Below are 20593 nucleotides of genomic sequence, written 5' to 3' on the forward strand. Positions count from 1 at the left end.
TCTGAACAAACTGATCTTAGCGACGTAGCTCAAGACGTTTGATTAGGTCTTGGTAACGACCTAAATCTTTACCTTTTAGGTAGTCTAGAAGCTTACGACGGCTTGAAACCATACGTAGTAGACCACGACGGCTGTGGTGATCGCCTTTGTGAGTTTTGAAGTGACCTTGTAGGTGGTTGATAGAAGCAGTTAGTAGTGCTACTTGTACTTCTGGTGAACCAGTGTCGCCTTCGCCACGTGCGTATTCAGCAACGATTGCCGCTTTAGTTTCTGCATTCAGAGACATAATGCTCTCCTAATAAGAGTAAGTTTAAAGGTGTAGCAGCCAATCTCTGATTCAGCCGCTACGCGAAGCCGGGATTATAGGGAAATCCCCAACGTTAAGCAATAGCTATTTAAAGCGACTCTTCGTCTCTAAAAACGACCAATCGCTTAGGCGCAACACGACCATCTTGGTCAATTTCACCCACACCGATAAAGAGTTTCTCTTCACCCATGGTCATGCGCACTGTGCCATCAAGTGGCACACCCAACACTTGCACTGGTTGGCCATGTTGTACCATGTCTGCCAACTCAGGAATAAGGTTAACTTCCGGCAAATCTTGCACCGCACTGTCCATTGGCATCAATAACGAGTCCAACACATTTTTCGGTGCGACATCATCACGCAGCGCCTGTTGCAGCAATGCATCAAGTTGCTCTAAAGTCACCATCTTCTCATATGGGTACTTCGCGACCGCAGTACGACGCAGCATGGTCACATGTGCGCCACAACCAAGCATTTCACCTAAGTCATCCACGATAGTACGGATATAAGTGCCTTTCGAACAGTGCACATCCATTTCAACTTCATCACCTTCGAAACGGATCAATTCAATATCATAGACAGTGATTTTTCGAGATTCGCGCGGAATATCAATGCCTTCACGAGCGTATTCATATAGAGGACGGCCTTGATATTTCAGTGCAGAAAACATTGACGGAATTTGGTCGGTTTCACCACGAAAACGCTCGATGCACTCTCGTAGGGTATTTAATTGCACATTGATTGGACGTGTTTCCACTACCTCTCCGTCTGAATCAGAGGTATTGGTTCTCTCACCCAGTTTTGCAATGACTCGATAACGCTTATCTGAATCAAGTAAAAACTGAGAGAATTTTGTCGCTTCACCAAGGCAAATAGGCAACATTCCTGTTGCCAAAGGATCGAGCGCGCCAGTGTGTCCGGCTTTTTCTGCAAAATAAATACGTTTTACTTTTTGTAAGGCATCATTCGAGGAGATACCCGTTGGCTTATCCAGTAAAATTACCCCGTTGATTGGGCGACCTTTACGACGACGAGCCATCTATTCATTCCCTTCTTCTTCTGCAGACGCTTCATCTTCACGCCCTGCATCTTTCTGTCTGCGCTTATCATTGCTGACCACTTCAGTCACCAAGTTGGACATGCGCATACCTTCAACCAAAGTATTGTCATAAGTGAAGCGAATTTCTGGTGTCAAACGTAAGCGAATACGTTTACCAAGCATCATGCGGATATGAACTTCATGCTCTTTTAACGCAGCTAAGCAGCTTTCTGGGGTCTGCTCACCAACGCATAGAAACGTCACAAACACTTTTGCATAAGCAAGGTCACGTGACACTTCGACTTCTGAAATAGTCACCATACCTAAGCGTGAGTCACGGACTTCACGTTGTATGATCATGGCGAGTTCTTTTTGCAGCTGTTGGGATACGCGCTGCGTGCGGCTAAATTCTTTTGACATATCTTTTCTCACATATAGAAAGAATGGGGGGATGGTTCAACCCAGCCCCCCATGGTGTATTCAACAACCGATTACTGTCTATTTCAATACAGCAACGTCAGTCAATTAATCCAGTGTACGTTTAATTTCCACTGTTTCGAAGACTTCGATTTGGTCACCAACGCGAACATCATTGTAGTTCTTAACGCCGATACCACATTCGTAGCCATTCTTCACTTCTTGCACGTCATCTTTAAAGCGACGTAGCGACTCAAGCTCACCTTCGTAGATAACCACGTTATCACGTAGAACACGGATAGGGCTATTACGTTTGATAACGCCTTCAGTCACCATACAACCAGCAACTGCACCTAGTTTAGGTGATTTAAATACTTCACGAACCTGAGCAAGACCAATGATCTCTTGCTTAAACTCTGGTGCTAGCATGCCGCTCATGGCCGCTTTTACTTCATCAATCAATTGATAAATGATTGAGTAGTAACGTAGGTCTAAGTTTTCAGATTCGATAGTACGACGAGCTGATGCATCAGCACGAACGTTAAAGCCAAGTACGATAGCGTTAGAAGCTGCTGCAAGTACTGCGTCAGTTTCTGTGATACCACCCACACCAGAACCCACGATGTTCACTTTCACTTCATCAGTTGAAAGGTTACGCAGTGAATCAGCAATGGCTTCAACCGAACCTTGAACGTCTGCTTTTAGTACCACGTTCAGTTCAGCCACTTCGCCCGCTGTCATGTTAGAGAACATGTTTTCGAGCTTAGATTTCTGCTGACGTGCAAGCTTCACATCACGGAATTTACCTTGACGATAATTTGCCACTTCACGTGCTTTACGCTCATCACGTACCACTGTTGCTTCATCACCGGCAGCTGGAACACCAGACAAACCTAGAATTTCAACAGGAATTGATGGGCCCGCTTCCGTAACTTCGTTACCAGTTTCGTCGCGCATCGCACGAACACGGCCATATTCTTGACCACACAGTACGATGTCGCCTTTGCGTAGTGTTCCTGATTGAACAAGAACGGTTGCTACAGGGCCACGGCCTTTATCAAGACGAGATTCAACCACCACACCAGACGCCATACCATCTTTAACAGCATGAAGCTCAAGAACTTCAGCTTGAAGTAGGATAGCTTCTAGTAGGCCATCAATATTAGTTCCCTGTTTCGCAGAGATGTGAACAAACATGTTCTCACCGCCCCACTCTTCAGGAATGATGTTGTGTTGAGCAAGCTCATTTTTCACGCCATCTGGGTTCGCACCATCTTTATCGATTTTGTTCACTGCAACGATAAGTGGCACATTCGCCGCTTTCGCATGTTGAATCGCTTCAACCGTTTGTGGCATCACGCCATCATCTGCTGCAACAACCAATACAACGATATCTGTCGCTTGAGCACCACGAGCACGCATTGAAGTAAACGCAGCGTGTCCAGGAGTATCAAGGAAGGTGATCATACCGTTTGGTGTTTCAACGTGGTAAGCACCAATGTGCTGAGTAATACCACCGGCCTCGCCTGATGCAACGTGTGTGCGACGGATGTAATCAAGTGTTGATGTCTTACCGTGATCAACGTGGCCCATGATAGTCACAACTGGCGCACGAGGCACTGCTTCAAACTTGTTATCACGGTCAGAAAGGATCGCTTCTTCCAGTTCATTCTCTTTGCGGATGAGAACTTTATGACCCATTTCTTCAGCGACTAATTGCGCGGTTTCTTGGTCGATCACTTGGTTGATGGTTGCCATAGCGCCCATCTTCATCATCACTTTGATAACTTCAGTTGCTTTCACTGACATTTTGTTTGCCAGTTCAGAAAGAACAATCGTTTCACCGATCACAACATCTTGCTTAGCGACAACCGCTGTTTTATCAAAACCATGTTGCATCGATGCAGGTTTAGCCATACGACCTTTACGAGCTTTGCCTCGGCGCGTACCGCGCTCTTGCTTATCATCCTGAGATGAGATTTTGCTCTTATTAGCTTTCGTAGATTTACGGCTAGCACCTTCTTCACGGCGATCTGCTTCATCTTCGGCTTCACGTGCATACGTTGAAGTCGTAACATGGTAATCTGTATTTTCTTCCATACTACCCTTTTTCTCTTCTTCAGCAGACCAACGCTCTTTATTCTTCTCAGCCAATTCACGTGCTATTTCTAGCTGGCGCTGACTTTCCTCTTCAGCTTTACGTAATGCTTCGGCTTCTTGACGACGTTTAAGCTCTTCGGCTTCTTTTCGCGCTGCTTCTTGCTTCATTTTATTTTCAGCAGAAAGTTCTGGTTTCACTGCAGAACGTTTTGCTTTCTCATCCGCGTTAGCTGTTGCATTCGTTTGTGCTTCAACCTTCGCTTTCTCTTGTGCCTCACGCTTCGCTTTTTCTTCGGCTTCACGCTTTGCTTTTTCTTCGGCTTCGCGCTCTGCTTTTGCTTGTGCTTCACGCGCTGCTAATTCTTGTGCTTCACGTTGCGCGGCTTCTTCCGCTTCACGTGTTGCTTCATCGTCTACTGCACTGCGCTTAACGTAGGTACGTTTTTTACGCACTTCAACTTGAACATTCTTACTTTTGCCGCCGCCGGCATTGACGCTCAATGTGCTGCGTGTTTTTCGCTGCAACGTCAAACGAGTCGGCTCTGAGTCACCAGTGGTATCACCGTGCTCTTTTCTAAGATGTGACAGTAGCTTATGCTTTTCATCATCAGAAACGTTATCAGAACTCGTTTTGTTCATGCCTGCATCAGCAAGTTGTTCTAACAAGCGGTCAACTGGCGTACCAATTTCTTCACTCAGTGCTTTAACTGTAAGTTGTGTCATGCCGCTCTCTCCCCTTGCTGAGAATTATTCTTCTTCGCTAAACCAACAAATATTGCGCGCTGCCATGATCAATTGACCTGCACGCTCTTCTGTTAGACCTTCAATATTTTCGAGGTCATCAATACCTTGGTCAGCAAGATCTTCTAATGTGACTATGCCTTTCGCTGCGAGTTTAAAGGCCATTTCACGCTCTAAACCTTCTAGTGCGAGCAGATCTTCTGCTGGCTCTAGCCCTTCAAAAGACTCTTCTTGTGCTAGCGCAATCGTGGTCAACGCATTCTTCGCGCGAGTACGCAATGCTTCGATGATATCTTCATCTAGGCCGTCAACTTCAAGTAGCTCAGCAACTGGCACATAAGCCACTTCTTCAAGCGTTGAGAAGCCTTCTTCAACCAATAACTCAGCGAAGTCTTGCTCGATATCGAGGTACTTCATGAAGTTTTCAATAGAAGCCATCGATTCTTCTTGATGTTTTTTCTGTAGATCAGCAACCGTCATAACATTCAATTCCCAACCAGTCAGTTGAGAAGCGAGACGTACGTTTTGACCATTACGACCAATTGCTTGCGCTAGGTTATCCGCTTCAACAGCAATATCAATTGAGTGCGTATCTTCATCCATGATGATCGATGCAACATCTGCTGGTGCCATTGCATTGATAACAAATTGAGCTGGGTTATCATCCCAAAGAACGATATCAATGCGCTCACCGCCGAGCTCACTCGATACGGCTTGAACACGTGCTCCACGCATACCGACACACGCGCCCACAGGGTCAATGCGTTTGTCATTGGTTTTGACTGCAATTTTCGCACGCGAACCCGGATCACGAGCCGCGGCTTTCAATTCAATCAGCTCTTCACCGATTTCTGGCACTTCTACACGGAATAGCTCAGCGAGCATTTCTGGTTTTGAACGAGTAATGAAGAGTTGGAATCCGCGCGCTTCAGGGCGTACAGCATATAGCAGACCACGAACTCGGTCACCTGGACGAAAGTTTTCACGCGGTAGCTGGTCATCACGTAAAATAACCGCTTCAGCGTTATTACCTAAATCCAGAATAACCGAATCACGGTTTACTTTCTTAACAACGCCAGTAACCAACTCACCTTCGTTATCAATAAACTGTTCGACGATTTGCGCACGTTCAGCTTCACGCACTTTTTGTACGATAACTTGTTTTGCTGTTTGTGTTGTAATACGGTCAAAGGTCACTGATTCAATTTGATCTTCAATATATTGACCAAGTTCAGCTGTTTCGTCGTCGTATTTAGCTGCATCGTATGAAATTTCTTTTGTTGGATGTTCAACATTTTCAACGATTAACCAACGGCGAAAAGTTTCAAACTCACCCGTTTTACGGTCGATAGCAACACGTACATCGACTTCAATTTCATGTTTCTTCTTTGTTGATGTGGCAAGCGCAGTTTCAAGCGCCTCAAAAATACGCTCACGAGGTACGGCTTTCTCGTTCGAAACCGCCTCAACTACCGCTAAAATTTCTTTACTCATTTAATCTAGCCTCTTAAGCTCTTTTCTCTAGGAGAACTAAAATTTAGGGATCAGGTTAGCTTTAGAAATATTGCTTAGCGCAAATAGTTCTTCTTTCCCATCAACGCTAATTGCAACGGTTTCGCCATCAATAGAATGGATAATTCCTTTCCATTTGCGACGGTTGCCGACACCCATTTTCAAAACGATGCTGACTTCGTGACCAATAAACTGTTCATAATGCGCTGCTTTAAAAAGTGGTCTCTCTAAACCTGGTGAAGAAACTTCTAGGTTGTAAGCCACAGAAATTGGATCTTCAACATCGAGCACAGCACTCACTTGATGGCTCACTTCTGCGCAATCATCAACGTTAATACCGTTTTCATGATCAATATAGATGCGTAATGTTGAGTGCTCTCCGGCACGAATAAATTCTAATCCAACTAACTCATAACCTGATGCCGCTACTGGAGCGTCAAGCATTTCAGTAAGTTGTCTTTCTAAACCAGTCATTTAAACCACTCCAGAAACAAAAAAAGGGCACAGAGCCCAATTTAAATTCCAAGCAACTATCTGAAAATCTCATACTTGAGAAACTCAGATAACAAAAAACCCCGATTAGTCGGGGTTTTTTGTTGCTGGACCCTGATGATTGAGAATCTAAATTCTCAATTGCAGTGAGGTTGACACTGCACAAACTTGCATCCAAAACCCAAAAAGAATTGGTTGCGGGGGCCGGATTTGAACCGACGACCTTCGGGTTATGAGCCCGACGAGCTACCAAGCTGCTCCACCCCGCGTCCGACTTGCGAGCATTATACGCTCTATCAAGTGATTTACAAGTTTGTAAATAATGGTGCCGAGAGAGGGACTCGAACCCTCACACCTAAGGCGCTAGCACCTCATGCTAGTGTGTCTACCAATTTCACCATCTCGGCAATTATTTGTACTTATCTAAGATAAGTTATTGCGGGATTTCGTCACCAGATTTTACTGGAACGTCACTCGCTGTGTCCGTAGTTTGCTCAATCACTTGACCTTTAGTTGGGTCAATCCATTGTGATTCAGTTTTATGCGTAGACAAATTGCCCAATGCCAAACTAAGAATGAAGAATACGGTTGCAAAAATTGCAGTCATTCGGGTTAGGAAATTTCCTGAGCCACTAGCACCAAACACAGTGTTTGACGCGCCAGCACCGAAAGAGGCTCCCATATCTGCGCCTTTACCTTGTTGAATTAACACTAGGCCAATGATACCAAGCGCTGCCAACAGGTAAATCACAAGTAGAACTGTAAACATTACTTCCACCTATGTTCCAAATAGTTGAGCCAGCGCCGTTCTTATCAACTGACTTGAACAAGGCTAGCGACCTCCTCAACGAAGGCGGACGCAATACTAACGAATGCATCCCATGCTGACAAGGAGTATTTTATAAAAAAATGGAGTTTATGCTTCAAGCGGTTAAAAAAAGGGCAACAACACCCTATATGTATAGCTAACCATAAGATTTCAAGCCGAATTACGGTCATGAAATCCTAGGTTAACTCATATTATTTGCCTGGTTAGCAATTATCTTTAACCGCTTGAGCTATCTTTAATGCTGAATTTTTTACTAGCTCAGCATCTTCCCCTTCCACCATCACGCGCAATAAAGGTTCAGTACCTGATTTACGCAAGAGCACTCGACCTTGGTTGCCAAGTTCCGCTTCTACGGCAGCTACAGCTGCTTTTACCGCTTCGGCTTCTAATGGGTTGGAATCACCACTAAAACGTACGTTTTCTAAAACCTGCGGGTAAAGCGTCATGCCTTTAGCCAGTTCATTGAGCGACATTTCACTGCCCACAACGGAAGCAAGAACTTGCAACGCCGCAACAATCGCATCACCCGTAGTCACTTTGTCTAGCAGTATGATGTGCCCTGAATTTTCTGCGCCAATTTTCCAACCTTTTGCCAGCAATTTTTCCATCACATAACGGTCACCAACCGCCGCGCGCGCAAAAGGGATACCTAACTGCTTTAAGCCGTTTTCCATACCAAGGTTTGTCATTAGTGTTCCAACAACACCACCGTTTAATTCTCCACGTCTCAGGGCATCACGGGCGATGATATAGGCAATTTGATCTCCATCCACTTTATTGCCAAGCTCATCAACCATAATTAAGCGATCGCCATCACCATCAAATGCCAGTCCTAAATCTGCTTTTTCTGCCACAACGCGCTGTTGCAACGCACGTACATCCGTTGCTCCAACTTCGTCATTAATATTCAGACCATCTGGCTCAACCCCCATTGCTATCACTTCAGCGCCAAGTTCCTTAAAGACATTAGGCGCGATGTGATAGGTGGCACCATGAGCACAGTCAACGACGATTTTCAGCTTTGATAAATTCCATTGCGATGGAAAGGTACTTTTACAAAACTCGATATACCGCCCTGCAGCGTCGACCATACGTGAAGCCTTACCAAGTTCGGCAGACTCGACACACTCAATCGGTTTATCCAATTCAGCTTCGATCTCCAATTCAATTTCATCAGGTAATTTAGTCCCTTCGGATGAGAAGAATTTGATGCCGTTATCGTAATAAGGGTTATGCGACGCTGAGATCACGATCCCCGCTTCCGCACGAAAGGTTTGAGTCAGGTAAGCAACAGCTGGCGTCGGCATAGGTCCGGTAAAAATCGCCTTTAATCCTGCAGCGGCTAAGCCCGCTTCTAGAGCCGACTCAAGCATATAACCTGAAATACGCGTATCTTTACCAATAATGACTTTTTTCGTGCCTTGTTTTGCCAATACACGTCCAGCCGCCCAGCCAAGTTTTAATACGAAATCGGGAGTGATAGGATACTGTCCAACTTTACCGCGGACACCATCTGTACCAAAGTAACGTCTTTTGTCAGACATGATTTTTCCTTAATTATTATTGTTAACTATTTTGAATAATGGTTTGTACTATTTTCATTGCTTCAATGGTTTCGTTCACATCATGGACACGAATAATGTGTGCACCTTTCATTGCCGCTACAGCCGCACAGGTAACGCTCGCCACCATACATTCAGCTGGTTTTTTATTGAGTAGTTTAAAAATCATTGACTTACGGGACATCCCAGCCAATATTGGCAAACCTAGTTGATGAAATGCGTCTAGATGTGCAAGCAGATAATAATTATGCTCAATGGTTTTGCCAAATCCAAAACCGGGGTCGAGGATAATATTTGCACGCGCGATCCCCGCGCGCTCGCACGCTGCGACTCGATCTTCTAGAAAGAGCTTAACATCCGCTAACACATCTTGATAATGTGGGCTGGTTTGCATCGTTCGTGGCTGGCCTTGCATATGCATGATACAGACAGGCACTTGTGCTTTAGCCGCAACCTCTAATGCCCCCGGCTCTTGCAGTGCACGAACATCATTAATCAAGTCAGCACCAGCCTCAACCGCCTGACGCATCACTTCAGCTTTACTGGTGTCAATTGAAATCCAGACGTCATACTTTGCACGAATAGCTTTAATAATAGGAATAACACGAGATAATTCGTCATCGAGAGTCACTTCTGGAGCCCCCGGCCGAGTTGACTCCCCTCCAATATCAATAATGCTGACACCTGCGGCAATCATTTTATCGGCATGCTCTAGTGCCAAATCTAGCGCGTTAAATTTTCCACCATCGGAAAATGAATCCGGTGTCATGTTCAAGATACCCATGACATGAGGACGATCGAGGATAAGTGTCTTTGTTGGGGTTTGAATCTTCATTTTGCTCTAAAACACAAAAACCCCGAGAAAGCTCGGGGTTTAATTTGAATATTAACGATTACTCAGCATCTTTCTTTTCTGAGGACTCAGTGGCTACTTCGTCTTCTGCTGCTGGCTCTACTTTTGGCTCTTGAGCTTTTTCCGCTTCCGCTTTTTCTGCTTGAGCTTTGGCTTGATCAGCCCAACCTGCAGGTTCGCGAATCTCGGTTTTACGCTCCATTAAGTCATCAATTTGGCCTGCATCAATCGTTTCGTATTTCATCAACGCATCTTTCATTGCATGCATAATATCCATATTTTCTTCAAGGATTTTACGCGCACGATCATAGTTGCGGTCAATAATTTTACGAACTTCGTCATCAATCAACTTAGCAGTATCTTCAGACACATGCTTAGTTTGAGTCACGCTGCGCCCTAAGAAGACTTCACCTTCATCTTCTGCATACAACAATGGGCCAAGTTTTTCCGAAAAGCCCCATTGAGTAACCATTTTACGAGCAATGGCTGTCGCACGTTCGATATCGTTTGATGCACCAGTTGAAACGTTTTCTGGACCGTAAATTAACTCTTCCGCTAAACGACCGCCATACAAGCTTGAAATCATAGACTCAAGATGCAGCTTCGACATGCTAACTCGGTCTTGTTCAGGCAAGTACATCGTTACACCTAGAGCTCGACCACGTGGAATAATCGATACTTTATAAACAGGGTCATGTTCAGGTACCAAACGACCAACAATGGCGTGTCCTGCTTCATGATAAGCTGTCGATGCTTTAGTTTCTTCAGACATCACCATCGAACGACGTTCAGCACCCATCATGATTTTGTCTTTTGCTAACTCAAACTCAACCATTGAAACATTGCGTTTGTTACCGCGAGCAGAGAATAACGCCGCCTCGTTCACTAAGTTCGCCAAATCGGCACCAGAGAAACCCGGTGTTCCGCGAGCAATCAATGAAGGTTCAACATCACCAGCTAAAGGTACTTTGCGCATATGAACTTTCAAGATCTGTTCACGACCGCGAACATCAGGTAAACCGACCACCACTTGACGGTCAAAACGCCCCGGACGCAGCAATGCTGGGTCTAAAACGTCTGGACGGTTGGTTGCCGCAATGACGATAACGCCTTCATTGCCTTCAAAACCATCCATTTCAACCAACATTTGGTTTAAAGTCTGCTCACGCTCATCGTGACCGCCGCCGACACCAGCACCACGTTGACGACCTACCGCATCAATCTCATCAATAAAGATGATACAAGGTGAAGCCTTTTTCGCTTGCTCGAACATGTCACGTACACGAGATGCACCGACACCAACAAACATTTCAACGAAATCAGAACCAGATATAGTGAAGAACGGTACTTTCGCCTCACCAGCAATTGCTTTTGCCAGTAATGTTTTACCTGTACCAGGAGGACCAACCATCAAAACACCCGTTGGAATTTTCCCACCCAGTTTTTGGAAGCGACTCGGATCACGCAAGTAATCCACAAGCTCTTTCACATCTTCTTTCGCTTCGTCACAACCAGCCACATCACCGAACGTGGTTTTGATTTGCTCTTCACTCATCATTCGAGCTTTGCTCTTACCAAATGACATGGCACCTTTGCCACCGCCACCTTGCATTTGACGCATGAAGAATATCCAAACACCGATCAGTAGGATCATGGGGAACCAAGAGATAAAAATGGTCCCGAGCAAACTTTGCTCTTCTGGTGGTGTACCTTGTACTTTAACGTTTTGATTAATCAAATCATCAAGCAGCTTTTGATCGTACACGGGCATGTAAGTTACATAGCGAGTACCACCGCCTCTACGAGTAAAGGAAATTTCACTATTGTTAAATTGAGCTTCTTGAATCTGGCCTTGGCCAACTTCCTGTACGAACGTGGTGTAATCCACTGCTTTGCCGTTACTATCACCAGGGCCAAAGCTCTGGAATACCGACATTAAAACGACAGCTATAACTAGCCACAGAATTAAATTTTTTGCCATATCACTCAAGGTGTAAGCCTCGCGATAACTAATTGTAATTAAAGGTAGGGTACTACAGTTTGTAACCTGTAGCCATATGTTAACTTATGCCTTGTACAGCAAAAACGTTAACCTTTGTAACCAGTGGCTACAACAAAGACCTCTCTTGAGCGAGCTCGCGAAGAGTCTGGTTTTCTTATTTTCACGACTTTAAACAGGTTTCGAACTTCTTTGACATAATCATCAAAGCCTTCTCCCTGAAAAACCTTGACCACAAAACTACCATTTGGAGTAAGAACTTGTCGACACATATCTAGAGCTAGTTCAACCAAATACATTGCCCTTGGCTGATCAACCGAATTATTTCCGGCGATGTTAGGTGCCATGTCTGACATCACTACATCAACCATATCAGGCTGTATACGATCTAATAGTGCTTCTAGTACGGCCTCTTCACGAAAATCGCCTTGTAAGAAAGCAACGCCAACAATAGGATCCATCGGCAAAATATCACACGCGATCACTCGGCCTTTATCACCGACGATACCCGCTGAATATTGAGACCACCCGCCGGGAGCCGCCCCTAAATCCACAACAGTCATTCCTGGCCTAAGCAGTTTATCTTTATTTTGAATCTCTTCTATTTTGAAAATAGCACGCGAACGATAACCTCTCTTTTTGGCTTCATTCACGTATTTATCATCAAAATGTTCTTTCAACCAGCGACTAGAGCTGGCCGAATGCTTCTGTTTACTCATTCGATTCCTAACTGAAATGTTTCCATCCAAGAAAGTATGGTAGAAAATATAGTCTTCAGGGATAGATGGCGTTAAAATAGCTTTTTTCAACCCTTATATTAAATAAAATTGGCCGCATAATGAACCTAAGCACCAAACAAAAGCAGCACCTTAAAGGCCTAGCACACAGTTTGAAACCTGTTGTACTGATGGGCGCGAATGGACTCACTGAGGCTGTTCTAGCGGAAATCGAGATTGCCCTCAACCACCACGAACTGATCAAAGTGAAAGTAGCATCCGAAGATCGCGAAACTAAGCAGTTGATTATCGATGCTATCGTGCGTGAGACTGGCGCAGAAAAAGTACAAACCATTGGTAAGATTCTCGTACTATTTCGTCAAACCGAGCAACGTAAAATCGAGATCCCTCGTAAGTAATCAGTCGCGTTATCGACGCTCTGACTCTGATGGATACAGACAAAAAAAGGTCGCATACTGCGACCTTTTTGATTGTTGTTGAAATGAATTAGAGGTATTCAACTTTATCGATTTCGAAATCTTTATCACCACCGGGAGTAGCGATAATCACCTCATCACCTTCCATTTTACCGATCAAACCGCGGGCAATCGGTGAGCTGACAGAAATGCGCCCAGATTTAATCTCAGCTTCATCTTCACCCACAATCTGGTAGCGTTTCACTTCATCAGTATCACTGTCAATCAATGTCACTGTTGAACCAAAAATCACTTTGCCTGTATTTTCCATTTTAGTGATATCGATCACCTGAGCAACAGATAGCTTATATTCAATATCACGAATTTGAGCCTCACAAATACCTTGCTCTTCTCGAGCAGCGTGATATTCCGCATTTTCTTTTAGGTCGCCAAGTTCACGTGCGGTTGCAATAGCTTGGGTAATTTGTGGACGTAATTTTAGCAGCCTATCTAACTCTTCGCGCAGCAATTGTTCACCACGAACTGTCATTGGAACTTTTTCCATTTTATACCTCTAATGCCAAAATTCGTATTTGGGCAAAACAAAACTACCCAACACAACAAAGGTTAGGTAGTACATGGATTAACATAGTTGCTAATCAGTGTAATCAAACTTCGTGACTAAATCATCTTAAATCACACGTGACCCCTGTCAGGTTTCTGTGAATGAGTTTGGGGGAAAGTGATAAAAAACAGACACAAAGCTCATTTTCACGAATGTTTTTGCACAAAAAACCGACCCACTTCACTAAAAAAAAATAAAAAACAAACTATTCAGACCAGTTGATAAAAACCAATAAACCAAATAAAAAACAAAGACTTGACATTTATTTACACGAAATAAAACGGTGTTCATAAACCTGTTTTATATCATTTTACTAACTAATTTCGGAACTTAAGAGTAAAAAGTAGAACACGAAATGCTAGTAACGTTTGGTTGTACGTTAGTGAAGGTTTACAAAACCCAACCTATGCAACTCAATGTTCAAAAGCACTCGAAGGACGATATAGACGTCGCAAATAAAAATATTTATGGACAGTAAATTAGGACTAATAAGATGAACAAAACTCTGATTGCTTTAGCAGTATCAGCTGCTGCAGTAGTAACTGGTGTAAATGCTGGTGAGCTATACAACCAAGACGGTACATCTCTAGAAATGGGCGGCCGCGCAGAAGCACGTCTTTCTCTTAAAGATGGTAAAGCGGACGATGCATCACGCGTACGTCTAAACTTCCTAGGTAAAGTAGCGATCAACGACAGCCTATACGGCGTTGGTTTCTACGAAGGCGAATTTACTACTGCTGATGAAGGCACGGCTGACAACAAAGGTGATTTGGACAACCGTTACACTTATGCTGGTATCGGCGGTAACTTCGGTGAAGTGACTTACGGTAAAAATGACGGCGCGCTAGGTGTTATCACTGACTTTACCGATATCATGTCATACCACGGCAACAAAGCAGCGTATAAAATTGTTGTAGCAGACCGCGTAGACAACATGGTGGCTTATAAAGGTCAATTTGCTGATCTAGGCGTTAAAGCAAGCTACCGTTTTGCTGACCGTCAAGAAAGCACGTCTGCAATCACAGACAACAATGCAGATGGCTACTCTCTATCAGCTATCTACGCAATCGGCGACACTGGCGTTAAGCTAGGTGCGGGTTACGCAGATCAAGATACAGCAGCGAATGCGTCTTCTGATCAATATATGCTAGCAGCGTCTTACGCTATCTCTGATTTCTACTTCGCTGGTACTTTTGTTGATGGTCAAGACAAAGCAGCAAGCAAAACAGATAAAACTGGTTATGAGCTAGCAGCAAAATACACTATGGGTCAAGCTGTATTCACTTCTACATACAACTACCTAGAGTCTAAAAATTCTGGCGCTAAAAAAGATGAAGCGGATAGCTTTGCAGTTGATGCAACTTACTTCTTCAAACCTAACTTCCGTTCGTACATCTCTTACAACTTCAACCTACTTGATTCAGACAAAGTAGGTAAAGCTGCATCTGAAGACGAACTAGCACTAGGTCTACGTTACGACTTCTAATTCTTGGCTTAATGTCATAGATTTAAAACGCCTGCTTGCTAGCAGGCGTTTTTTTATCTCGCTATACTGTATGCACACTCCGCCCTGAAATGCCGTGTTATGCTCTTATTAAACCGCAGTGCTTTTTTATTCATCCTCTCATTCTTCCTTCCTTTATCGACTTTGGCGTATGCGCCTTTGCAAACACTGCCACAAGGTACTCGGGTGGGTTTGTTCGTTCACTCTTTAGCCACTGAACAGGTTTTTCAAGATACTGATAACATACAAGCGCTTTTCCCTCCTGCCAGCACTTTAAAAATGCTCACCGCGCTTGCCGCCACGCTAGAGCTTGGCGAACAATTTCGCTTCACGACTCAGCTAACTCAACATGGCGATGACATTGTTATTCACTTCTCTGGCGACCCTACGTTAACCAGCCAAGATATGAAGCAGCTACTCAGCGAGCTAAAAAAACAGGGCATCTCACAAATAAAAGGCAACCTTTGGTTAGATAATTCAGCCTTTTCAGGTTACGACCGCGCGGTTGGATCACCTTGGGATATTCTGGGGGTATGCTATAGCGCCCCATCAAGTGCAATCACTCTGGATGGTAATTGCGTGCAAGCCTCGATTTATACGCAGCCGAACGGGAAAACTCGGGTTTATGTGCCTGAGCACTATCCCATTCACGTGACCAGCTACGCAATAAGTGTTACTAAGACTGAACAAGAGAGCGCTCGCTGTGATTTAGAACTGCGTACTTCAGAGCAGAACCATTACCAGCTCGACGGCTGTTTGGCCGAGCGAACACAACCTCTGCCACTAAAATTTGCCGTGCAAGACCCAAACTTATACGCCACGCGTATGATTTATAAGCAACTCAAACAAGTGGGCATTGAATTGCTAGGCGAGGTTAAGCTGGGTGTAAAGCAAGATGAACTGAGCATAGAAAAAGGTTCATTGATAGCAACACATCAATCTATGCCACTGTACCCGTTGTTAGAAATGATGCTTAAAGAGTCTGACAATTTGATTGCTGACAGTTTAACCAAAACACTTGGCCAGCATTTTTTTATTCAACCCGGCAGTTTTAGTAATGGCACCGAGGCGATCAAGCAGATCCTTTTTTCTCGAACAGGCATCAACTTGGCACAAGCTCAGTTGGCTGATGGTTCGGGTTTATCACGTAACAACCGCCTGTCAGTACAAAATATGGTGGATGTGCTAAATTACATTTGGATTAATAATCAAACCCTTAAGCTTATTGACATCATGCCTAAAGCAGGTGAATCCGGTACCTTACAGTACCGACGTAGTATGCGTGGCCAAGCTATACAAGGGCAGCTGATTGCCAAAAGTGGTTCGCTTTATGGAACGCATAACATGGCGGGCTTCGGTTTAGATAAACAAGGAAAACCGAGTACATTATTTGTTCAATTCATCACTGATTATTATCCGCAAGATCAAGGCGATAACACTAGTGTTACCGCCCCAATTGCTCAATTTGAGACGCTCTTCTTTGAAGATGTCGTTAAGTTCAGTCAGCTCAGTCCTAATGAATAGTTCACCACGTTAAAGTAGATCCACATACCCGAAATATCGACGATAGAAGCCAGTACAGGGCTAACTAATACCGCAGGATCTAATTTAAAAACGCGCGCAGCAATGGGTAATAAGCCGCCAATCGTCGTGGAAATGGTGACTTGGATAAAGAGCGCAACCGCAATTGCAAACGCAATGTTTTCTAGTGGAAAGCCCCCGGTTGAGTTGGCATCACTAAACAACATAATGCGAGCCACCATCACCGTAGAGATAGCCAACGCAAGACAAACCGCAACACGGCACTCCTTCCATAATACACGCAACCATTGACGTTTGCGTAACTCACCAACCGCTAACGCGCGCACGACTAACGTCGCAGCTTGCGAGCCAGTATTCCCACCTGCAGCGGCAATAACAGGCATATACACAGCTAAGAGCACAAGCTGACTCAATGTATCTTCGTACTGGGTAATAATCAGCCCGGATACGATACCAAGTAGTGCCAATACAATAATCCAGCCAATACGCTGCTTCACATGTTCAATCACGCTAGTGGTTAAATAGCTTTGCGCCGTTTCAACTTCTGAGTAAATAAACCCCAATTGGTTAGCGTAATGGCGAGCGCGAATGTCATAGCCCCCTTTATCTAATTCACTGAGTAGTTGCTGAACATAACCAATAGTACAGTGACGTAAAATCGCCACTGCCTCTTCGATAGGCATCACTGCCAATAAATGTACCTGTTTTTGCTGTTCGTACTGCAAAAATGCATTACGAGCCGCACCAATCTCTTCCAAAGAAAAGTTAGGTGAATTTTCAATATAAATGTTGCTCATTACCGTCATGGCGAATCTCCCGATTGGCAAAGGTAACGACCATCGAAATGATACCCAAATGCAATATATTGGTGAGCAATGACGTCATTGTTCATCAATGTAATTCACAGATAAGTTTTCATCTCAAACTAGAGAGCAGGAGAAAAATCGAGAGGTGTAAATCAGAAAAGATAAGCCCTACCACTGAAGGTAGGAGCGAAGATCGCCAATACCGAAAGCGGTTATTTTTCTCCCTTCATACTAGGGGGATGGTCGGTATTGTTCATAAAAATCTCCGAAAGTACTGCTCAATTAGCAGTGCGCAAATTGTACCAAAGCCTTTGGCGAAATACACTCTGATCTTTGCATCCAATGCGTTTCAATTTCAACCATACTCAATCACAAAAAACCACCATTCAGATTGGAGATTTAATGGCTAATTAATATGCCAAGATCAGGCCCAGCAAAAAAGCGCCCTTAGGCGCTTTGATGAATAGACGGTTCACTTTACTGTGATTTTTACTTTACAGTAACTCGTGCGAACTTACGCTTGCCGACTTGGTAAACATAAGTCCCCGCGGCTGGTACATTTTTGCTGTCGTCGATTTTTTCGCCATCTTGTTTGGCACCGCCTTGCTTGATCATTCGCATCGCATCAGACGTTGAAGCCACTAAACCCGCCTCTTTGAGCAGGTTAGTGATAGCAATACCCGCTGCAAATTCAAATTCTGGCATCTCTTCTGGCATCGCACCTTTTTGGAAGCGGTTGATGAACTCTTGTTCAGCCGCATCCGCCTCTTCTTTAGAGTGAAAACGTGCAATGATCTCTTTCGCCAACAAGATTTTAAGATCGCGTGGGTTCGTGCCATTTTCAACATCAGCTTTGAACTGTGCGACTTCTTCCAATGGACGGAAAGAAAGCAGCTCGTAGTAGCTCCACATTAATGTGTCAGAGATCGACATGATTTTGCCAAACATTTCACTTGGCGATTCACTGACACCAATGTAGTTGTGCGCTGATTTGGACATTTTTTTCTCGCCATCCAAACCAACAAGCAGTGGCATCATCAAGACAACTTGTGGTTTTTGACCATGTGCTTTTTGCAGTTCACGGCCCATCAATAGGTTGAATTTTTGGTCAGTACCGCCAAGCTCAACATCTGTCTCCATTGCGACTGAATCATAACCCTGTAGGAGTGGATACATGAATTCATGAATGGCAATAGGCTGACCATTAGCGTAGCGCTTTTTGAAATCATCGCGCTCTAGCATGCGTGCCACTGTTTGGTTCGATGCAAGACGGATCATGCCTTCCGCACCCAATAGAGACAACCATTCAGAGTTAAACTGAATTTTCGTTTTAGCCGGATCGAGGATCTTAAACACTTGTGTCTTATAGGTTTCAGCATTACGCAAAACATCGTCACGAGTGAGCGGTGGACGCGTGGTATTTTTACCGCTTGGGTCACCAACCATACCCGTGAAATCACCAATCAAAAAGGTGACTTCATGGCCCAAATCTTGAAATGCACGTAATTTATTGAGGATCACCGTATGTCCAAGATGGATATCTGGAGCCGTTGGATCAGCACCTAATTTAATGCGCAGTGGACGGTTTTCTTTCAGTTTCGCGATCAATTCATCTTCTGGGATTAGCTCTTCAACGCCGCGTTTAATTTCAGCTAAAGCCGCTTCAATACTCGCCATTCTTGTTCACTCCTACAGATTTGGCAAAATTTAATAGTTGAACATCTTACTTGAATAGCGATGCTTTTTGAAACCAGTTAGACTAACGAACCGGCTAATTTCTTTATAATTTACTAAACGAACCTAAATATGCTTTCAATTTTCGCTCGTCTCCCTTGGGTGCATCGAATCCTCATCGCCTTTTTAAGCGCACTCATGGTTTTCGCGCTGCTATTTCTACCAAACCCTGAAGATCTCGCTCAGGATCCGAATCGTCTAGAAATTGGTCGCCATTATCCATTAACCATTAACGCCGAAGCACTCTCTCCGGGAATATCTATCTCGCCTTCCACCATGCTGCGTTGGGAAACTTATCAAGTTAAATCGGGGGAAAGTGCCGCCGTATTATTTCAGCGAATTGGGCTTTCGGCTCGCTTACTCTATCAACTCACGGCAACAAATCGTGATATTGACAGCCAGCTTTCACGGCTTAAGCCAGGAGATGAGCTGCAATTTGGCTTTGATGAAAATAATGAACTTGTTCAACTCAATCGCATTATTAGCGCCTTTGAAACCTTTCGTATCACTAAATCGGGCGATGGCTTTACTTCTGAGTTTGATAAAAAAGAGCTGATGTTCCAGTACAACTATGCCGAAGCGATCATTACTTCAAATTTTTGGAATGCGGGGATAAGCGCGGGTTTAACGGCAAACCAAATCATGGAGTTAGCGGGTATATTTGGTTGGGATGTGGATTTTGCGTTAGATATTCGTGAAGGTGACCAATTTAAGCTGCTATTCCAAGAAAAGGTGGTGGAAGGTGAGGTAATTGGCCGCGGAAATATCATTGCCGCCGCCTTTACCAACCAAGGTACGACGTTCACAGCAATATTGGACGATGCAACAGGCAATTACTATGACGAAAATGGCCGGGCCATGAAAAAGGCCTTTTTACGCTCGCCGATCGATTTTCGTCGCGTGACATCGAATTTCAATCCTGTCCGTCGCCACCCCGTAACAGGAAAAGTCACCGCACACAGAGGAACCGATTACGCCGCGCCAGTTGGTACCCCAATTTGGGCAGCCGGCGATGGTGTGGTTGAAAAATCAAGTTACAACCAATTTAATGGTAATTATGTGTTTATTCGTCACAGCAACACCTACATTACCAAATACCTACACTTACAACGACGTATGGTCAAAACGGGTCAACGAGTCAAACAAGGACAAACGATTGGTACTTTAGGAGGGACAGGAAGAGTTACCGGCCCTCATCTCCACTATGAATTTTTGGTAAACGGTGTACACAAAAACCCAAGAACGGTCTCTTTACCGCAATCTAAATCCTTAACGGGCCAAGCAAAAACCACCTTTATCGCCAATGCTCAAATTAGGCTTGGGAAGCTAGAACGCTATAGCCAATTACTCTATGCCAATAAATAATAAAAAAGGCCCACCAATAATGTGGGCCTCATTG

Annotated in this window: 18 protein-coding genes and 2 tRNA genes; 4 read left to right on the plus strand and 16 right to left on the minus strand. The window is 44.3% G+C overall.

Annotation, left to right across the window (positions count from 1 at the left end; all coding sequences use genetic code 11):
* Positions 1-16 precede the first annotated feature (16 nt).
* From rpsO to rlmE, 13 genes are all read right to left on the minus strand, one after another.
* The gene (gene rpsO / locus DD616_RS14900) at positions 17-286 is read right to left on the minus strand and encodes a 30S ribosomal protein S15 (RefSeq protein ID WP_010318921.1); all 270 of its coding nucleotides are present in this window, start codon (positions 284-286) and stop codon (positions 17-19) included.
* Positions 287-395: 109 nt separating this feature from the next.
* Entirely contained in the window at positions 396-1346 is a 951-nt protein-coding gene (truB, locus tag DD616_RS14905) for a tRNA pseudouridine(55) synthase TruB (RefSeq protein ID WP_208871867.1), read from the minus strand.
* Complete coding sequence (rbfA, locus tag DD616_RS14910; protein ID WP_208871868.1) at positions 1347-1766, minus strand: 30S ribosome-binding factor RbfA; 420 nt, start codon at positions 1764-1766, stop codon at positions 1347-1349.
* A 105-nt stretch (positions 1767-1871) separates the two neighbouring features.
* Positions 1872-4586: a translation initiation factor IF-2 gene (gene infB, locus DD616_RS14915; protein ID WP_017043248.1), complete on the minus strand. Its 2715-nt coding sequence runs from the start codon at positions 4584-4586 to the stop codon at positions 1872-1874.
* A gap of 24 nt (positions 4587-4610) precedes the next feature.
* Positions 4611-6098: a transcription termination factor NusA gene (nusA, locus tag DD616_RS14920; protein ID WP_013857618.1), complete on the minus strand. Its 1488-nt coding sequence runs from the start codon at positions 6096-6098 to the stop codon at positions 4611-4613.
* 36 nt (positions 6099-6134) lie between these two features.
* Positions 6135-6590, minus strand: a complete 456-nt coding sequence (gene rimP / locus DD616_RS14925) for a ribosome maturation factor RimP (protein ID WP_013857619.1) — start codon at positions 6588-6590, stop codon at positions 6135-6137.
* 210 nt (positions 6591-6800) lie between these two features.
* Positions 6801-6877: transfer RNA gene (locus DD616_RS14930), tRNA-Met, on the minus strand.
* 54 nt (positions 6878-6931) lie between these two features.
* A tRNA-Leu gene (locus DD616_RS14935) sits at positions 6932-7015 on the minus strand.
* A gap of 26 nt (positions 7016-7041) precedes the next feature.
* Positions 7042-7377 carry a preprotein translocase subunit SecG gene (secG, locus tag DD616_RS14940; protein ID WP_010318534.1) on the minus strand — a complete coding sequence of 112 codons (336 nt, stop codon included), beginning with the start codon at positions 7375-7377 and terminating at the stop codon, positions 7042-7044.
* Positions 7378-7640: 263 nt separating this feature from the next.
* Positions 7641-8981 carry a phosphoglucosamine mutase gene (gene glmM / locus DD616_RS14945; protein ID WP_088731793.1) on the minus strand — a complete coding sequence of 447 codons (1341 nt, stop codon included), beginning with the start codon at positions 8979-8981 and terminating at the stop codon, positions 7641-7643.
* A gap of 22 nt (positions 8982-9003) precedes the next feature.
* Positions 9004-9834, minus strand: coding sequence for a dihydropteroate synthase (gene folP, locus DD616_RS14950; protein WP_088731790.1), 831 nt, complete (start codon positions 9832-9834; stop codon positions 9004-9006).
* 58 nt (positions 9835-9892) lie between these two features.
* Entirely contained in the window at positions 9893-11842 is a 1950-nt protein-coding gene (ftsH, locus tag DD616_RS14955; protein WP_017049783.1) for an ATP-dependent zinc metalloprotease FtsH, read from the minus strand.
* 98 nt (positions 11843-11940) lie between these two features.
* Positions 11941-12570, minus strand: coding sequence for a 23S rRNA (uridine(2552)-2'-O)-methyltransferase RlmE (gene rlmE, locus DD616_RS14960; RefSeq protein WP_010318530.1), 630 nt, complete (start codon positions 12568-12570; stop codon positions 11941-11943).
* A gap of 119 nt (positions 12571-12689) precedes the next feature.
* On the opposite strand from rlmE, the gene yhbY reads away from it, so the two are divergent.
* On the plus strand, positions 12690-12986 hold the full coding sequence (yhbY, locus tag DD616_RS14965; RefSeq protein WP_010318529.1) for a ribosome assembly RNA-binding protein YhbY: 297 nt from the start codon (positions 12690-12692) through the stop codon (positions 12984-12986).
* Positions 12987-13074: 88 nt separating this feature from the next.
* On the opposite strand, the gene greA is transcribed toward yhbY, so the two are convergent.
* Complete coding sequence (greA, locus tag DD616_RS14970) at positions 13075-13548, minus strand: transcription elongation factor GreA (protein ID WP_013857625.1); 474 nt, start codon at positions 13546-13548, stop codon at positions 13075-13077.
* Positions 13549-14101: 553 nt separating this feature from the next.
* Between greA and ompU the strand changes: the two genes are divergently transcribed.
* Positions 14102-15094, plus strand: a complete 993-nt coding sequence (gene ompU, locus DD616_RS14975) for a porin (RefSeq protein WP_208871869.1) — start codon at positions 14102-14104, stop codon at positions 15092-15094.
* A 99-nt stretch (positions 15095-15193) separates the two neighbouring features.
* Positions 15194-16636: a serine-type D-Ala-D-Ala carboxypeptidase gene (dacB, locus tag DD616_RS14980; protein ID WP_208871870.1), complete on the plus strand. Its 1443-nt coding sequence runs from the start codon at positions 15194-15196 to the stop codon at positions 16634-16636.
* On the opposite strand, the gene DD616_RS14985 is transcribed toward dacB, so the two are convergent.
* Positions 16615-17460 carry a magnesium transporter gene (locus tag DD616_RS14985; RefSeq protein ID WP_208871871.1) on the minus strand — a complete coding sequence of 282 codons (846 nt, stop codon included), beginning with the start codon at positions 17458-17460 and terminating at the stop codon, positions 16615-16617. The genes dacB and DD616_RS14985 overlap by 22 nt on opposite strands.
* 489 nt (positions 17461-17949) lie before the next feature.
* Positions 17950-19137, minus strand: a complete 1188-nt coding sequence (gene tyrS / locus DD616_RS14990) for a tyrosine--tRNA ligase (protein WP_013857629.1) — start codon at positions 19135-19137, stop codon at positions 17950-17952.
* A gap of 129 nt (positions 19138-19266) precedes the next feature.
* On the opposite strand from tyrS, the gene shyC reads away from it, so the two are divergent.
* Positions 19267-20559, plus strand: coding sequence for a peptidoglycan DD-endopeptidase ShyC (gene shyC / locus DD616_RS14995; RefSeq protein WP_017048386.1), 1293 nt, complete (start codon positions 19267-19269; stop codon positions 20557-20559).
* Positions 20560-20593: the final 34 nt, after the last annotated feature.

The sequence above is a fragment of the Vibrio anguillarum genome (assembly GCF_003390515.1).
GTDB classification, from domain to species: domain Bacteria; phylum Pseudomonadota; class Gammaproteobacteria; order Enterobacterales; family Vibrionaceae; genus Vibrio; species Vibrio anguillarum.

Bases quoted from the DNA above. Each gene is read 5' to 3' on its own strand.
- rpsO (WP_010318921.1), bottom strand. From the start codon at position 286: ATGTCTCTGAATGCAGAAACTAAAGCGGCAATCGTTGCTGAATACGCA.
- truB (WP_208871867.1), bottom strand. From the start codon at position 1,346: ATGGCTCGTCGTCGTAAAGGTCGCCCAATCAACGGGGTAATTTTACTG.
- rbfA (WP_208871868.1), bottom strand. From the start codon at position 1,766: ATGTCAAAAGAATTTAGCCGCACGCAGCGCGTATCCCAACAGCTGCAA.
- infB (WP_017043248.1), bottom strand. From the start codon at position 4,586: ATGACACAACTTACAGTTAAAGCACTGAGTGAAGAAATTGGTACGCCA.
- nusA (WP_013857618.1), bottom strand. From the start codon at position 6,098: ATGAGTAAAGAAATTTTAGCGGTAGTTGAGGCGGTTTCGAACGAGAAA.
- rimP (WP_013857619.1), bottom strand. From the start codon at position 6,590: ATGACTGGTTTAGAAAGACAACTTACTGAAATGCTTGACGCTCCAGTA.
- secG (WP_010318534.1), bottom strand. From the start codon at position 7,377: ATGTTTACAGTTCTACTTGTGATTTACCTGTTGGCAGCGCTTGGTATC.
- glmM (WP_088731793.1), bottom strand. From the start codon at position 8,981: ATGTCTGACAAAAGACGTTACTTTGGTACAGATGGTGTCCGCGGTAAA.
- folP (WP_088731790.1), bottom strand. From the start codon at position 9,834: ATGAAGATTCAAACCCCAACAAAGACACTTATCCTCGATCGTCCTCAT.
- rlmE (WP_010318530.1), bottom strand. From the start codon at position 12,570: ATGAGTAAACAGAAGCATTCGGCCAGCTCTAGTCGCTGGTTGAAAGAA.
- yhbY (WP_010318529.1), top strand. From the start codon at position 12,690: ATGAACCTAAGCACCAAACAAAAGCAGCACCTTAAAGGCCTAGCACAC.
- greA (WP_013857625.1), bottom strand. From the start codon at position 13,548: ATGGAAAAAGTTCCAATGACAGTTCGTGGTGAACAATTGCTGCGCGAA.
- ompU (WP_208871869.1), top strand. From the start codon at position 14,102: ATGAACAAAACTCTGATTGCTTTAGCAGTATCAGCTGCTGCAGTAGTA.
- dacB (WP_208871870.1), top strand. From the start codon at position 15,194: ATGCTCTTATTAAACCGCAGTGCTTTTTTATTCATCCTCTCATTCTTC.
- DD616_RS14985 (WP_208871871.1), bottom strand. From the start codon at position 17,460: ATGACGGTAATGAGCAACATTTATATTGAAAATTCACCTAACTTTTCT.
- tyrS (WP_013857629.1), bottom strand. From the start codon at position 19,137: ATGGCGAGTATTGAAGCGGCTTTAGCTGAAATTAAACGCGGCGTTGAA.
- shyC (WP_017048386.1), top strand. From the start codon at position 19,267: ATGCTTTCAATTTTCGCTCGTCTCCCTTGGGTGCATCGAATCCTCATC.